Source organism: Aeromonas sp. QDB25 (assembly GCF_027707725.1).
Lineage (GTDB): Bacteria > Pseudomonadota > Gammaproteobacteria > Enterobacterales > Aeromonadaceae > Aeromonas > Aeromonas caviae.
On record NZ_JAPCIZ010000186.1, the window covers coordinates 1 to 1,830 of the forward strand.

Annotated in this window: 2 protein-coding genes and 1 pseudogene; 1 reads left to right on the plus strand and 2 read right to left on the minus strand. The window is 65.0% G+C overall.

What is annotated here, in order from left to right:
* The coding region (locus PG883_RS23355; RefSeq protein WP_012391827.1) for a GNAT family N-acetyltransferase at positions 1-434 on the plus strand (434 nt) is incomplete at its 5' end.
* Here the strand turns inward: PG883_RS23355 and PG883_RS23360 are convergent.
* Positions 403-1,395, minus strand: a complete 993-nt coding sequence (locus PG883_RS23360) for a TniB family NTP-binding protein (RefSeq protein ID WP_001381192.1) — start codon at positions 1,393-1,395, stop codon at positions 403-405. The two genes, PG883_RS23355 and PG883_RS23360, sit on opposite strands and share 32 nt — an antisense overlap.
* 2 nt (positions 1,396-1,397) lie before the next feature.
* Positions 1,398-1,830 (minus strand): annotated as a pseudogene (locus tag PG883_RS23365) (Mu transposase C-terminal domain-containing protein); the annotation flags it as partial.

The window sequence follows — 1,830 nt, forward strand, 5'->3', positions numbered from 1 at the left end:
TGATGCACGACGCTGCGGCGTGGATGTCCGCCAAGGGAACGCCCGCCTGGGACGTCGCGCGGATCGACCGGACATTCGCGGAGACCTTCGTCCTGAGATCCGAGCTCCTAGTCGCGAGTTGCAGCGACGGCATCGTCGGCTGTTGCACCTTGTCGGCCGAGGATCCCGAGTTCTGGCCCGACGCCCTCAAGGGGGAGGCCGCATATCTGCACAAGCTCGCGGTGCGACGGACACATGCGGGCCGGGGTGTCAGCTCCGCGCTGATCGAGGCTTGCCGCCATGCCGCGCGAACGCAGGGGTGCGCCAAGCTGCGGCTCGACTGCCACCCGAACCTGCGTGGCCTATACGAGCGGCTCGGATTCACCCACGTCGACACTTTCAATCCCGGCTGGGATCCAACCTTCATCGCAGAACGCCTAGAACTCGAAATCTAACGTCCGTTCGGGCATCGAGGTCCATGTCGGGGTGGGACGGGCCCGTGGCTTCAAGATCACTTGCAGTCCGACCGCGATGTCTTGGTTGCGCGAGAGGTTGTCGACAGGCCATGCTGAGTGTGCGATGGTTGATCGCTTCCTCGCCGCTCTCCACGGCGACGATGGCCGCCGCCATCAGCAAGTGCGCCAGTTCCCCTATGGTGCCCTCGCTGCGTGTGAGCAGGTAGCGAGCCATGTCCAGCGTGGCAATTGGGGAAGGCCGGCGCAGCGGGAGCGAAGCGGCGAAGCTGGCCAGCAGTGAGCAGCAATCGTCGTTGGCCTCCCATACCGGCAGCATCATCGGCTCGAAGCGATTTTCCAACTGGTCATCGGAGCGGATGGCTAGGTAGGCGTCGCGCGTGCCTACCCCAACCAACGGGATGCGCAGTTCGTTGCCGAGGAAGCGCAGCAGGTTGAGGAATTCCCGGCGGTTGACGCTGTTGCCGGCCAGCACGTTGTGCAGCTCGTCGATCACCAGCATGCGCACGCCGACCTTGCGCAGCAGTGCCAGAGCCAGTTGCTCCATTTCCGGCAACCGTGGGCGTGGGCGCAGCGGCGCGCCCATCGCGGCGAGCAGCGCGACGTAGAAGCGGATCACGGACGGCTCGGACGGCATCTGCACGACCAACACCGGGATGTGCTCCTGGTCGGCGTCGGAGCTGGCCGGGTGGGTGCGGCGGAACTTCTCGACGATCATCGACTTGCCATTGTTGGTCGGGCCAACCAGCAGCAGGTTGGGCATGCGTTGCTTGTTTGGCCACGCATAAAGGGCTTCCAGCCGGTTCAGCGCCTCGACTGCGCGCGGATAGCCGATCCAGCGGTCGGCGCGAAGGCGCTGGATGCGCTCGTCCGCCGGAAGACGGGCCAAGCCCTGGGCCGCCGGCAGCAGGTGGGACAGGTCGATGATGGGATATTCGTCCACGGCTACCACTCCTCAATCTGGTCGAACGGTTTGGCGGGTGGCAAGTTGTCTGCCTGCGGGTCGGCAATATCCGTATCCGGCGGAACGGGCTTGTCCGGCCGAGCTGATGTCTTGAGGTGCTGGCGGCGATCCGCGTCACGCCGCGCCTTGCGTGTGGCCTTCTGCGCGCTGGTCACAATCTCACGCATCTGGCCGATCATGCGGAACAGCGCCGACTCATCCACCTGTTCGCGCCCTTGCTGCCGCAGTTTCGCCAGCGCCTGCCGTTGTTCCCAGAGGGTGACAGCCGGATGCGACAAGGTACGGTAGGGAATTTCCAGGTAATGCTGTCCCTCCGGTTCCAGGACCCAGATACGGCTGATGTCGCGCGGATCGCGCCGGATCAGAAAGGACGGCCAGCGTTCACGCCGCGCAATCCACGGCTTGAGCGCATCG